Annotated in this window: 1 protein-coding gene; it reads right to left on the bottom strand. The window is 58.4% G+C overall.

Features of this window, described 5'->3' with window-relative positions:
• Positions 1–157: 157 nt before the first annotated feature.
• Positions 158–1120 (bottom strand): IS5 family transposase, encoded by a 963-nt coding sequence (locus tag WNB94_RS17185; RefSeq protein WP_341391585.1) that lies wholly within the window; start codon positions 1118–1120, stop codon positions 158–160.
• Positions 1121–1200: the final 80 nt, after the last annotated feature.

The following is a 1200-nucleotide window of genomic DNA, read 5'->3' as shown; positions in this document are numbered from 1 at the left end:
GGAAGGTCTGAACAACTCGTTTGCGAGGCAACAGGCGGCGTGATCGCTTCGACAAATGAGCCGAATGCATCGCAGACCAGCCCCCATGACGCTGAAACGCACGTCAAAGGGTGCGCGACCCCCGCAAGAAACGCTGTTTCCTGGATTTTGGACGCACTCATGCCACGTCAGCCATCAGTTTGCCTCGCACCATCCATAGGTTGCTGAGCATGAACAAGGTCTTGAGCTGCGCGGTGTTCTTGGCCAATCCACGGTAGCGAACCTTCACATGGCCGAACTGCTTCTTGACCACCCGAAACGGATGCTCGACCTTGGCGCGAATGCTTGCCTTGACGCGCTCAATCTTGTCGGTGATGGCTTGCGCCGGATCGTTCAAATCCAGCGCTTTGCGTTTGCCTGGCTTCATGGCCACATGCCAGTTCACATCGGCCTTGGCCTCTGGTCGTTTCTGCACGCCTTGATAGCCCGCATCGCCAAAGGCATCGTCTTCTTCACCGTGCAGCAGCTTGTGCGCTTGGGTCACATCATTGACGTTGGCCGCCGTGCCTTCGACGCTGTGCACCAGGCCAGAGTCGGCGTCTACACCGATGTGCGCCTTCATGCCGAAGTACCACTGGTTGCCCTTCTTGGTTTGATGCATCTCTGGATCACGCTTGCCTTCGGCGTTCTTGGTCGAGCTTGGCGCCGAGATCAACGTGGCATCCACCGCCGTGCCCGACTTCAGCAGCAGCCCCTTGTAGGCCAGCAAGTCGTTGACGACACGCAGCATGTCGGTGGCCAAGTCATGCTTCTCCAGCAGGTGCCGAAACCGCAGGATCGTGCTCTCATCAGGCAGCCGATCAAGCACGCCATCGAGCTTGGCAAACTCGCGGTACACCGGCATGTCATGCAGCGCTTCTTCCATCGCCGGATCACTCAGGCCGAACCATTGCTGCAGGTAATGGATGCGCAACATGGTCTCGATGGCAAAGGGCGGCCGGCCCGTCTTGGACTTGGGCCAATGCGGCTCGACCACGCCGACCAGCACATCCCACGGTACCACCTTGTTCATCTGCTCCAGGAACTCACGCTTGCGCGTCTTCTTGGTCGACAGGTTCAATCCCAGGCTGACTTGCTTCATGTCCTTGCGCCACGTATCAACTTGACGACATCATCATGCAAGACTCGCGCCTTGACGGCGGGTTTTGCAGACCTTCCCTA

This window comes from Aquabacterium sp. A3 (assembly GCF_038069945.1).
In the GTDB taxonomy this organism is placed as follows: Bacteria; Pseudomonadota; Gammaproteobacteria; order Burkholderiales; family Burkholderiaceae_C; genus Aquabacterium.
This window is presented reverse-complemented; position numbering and strand designations above follow the sequence as displayed.

Coding starts and splice junctions, on each gene's coding strand:
- WNB94_RS17185 (WP_341391585.1), bottom strand. CDS start 1,120: ATGAAGCAAGTCAGCCTGGGATTGAACCTGTCGACCAAGAAGACGCGC.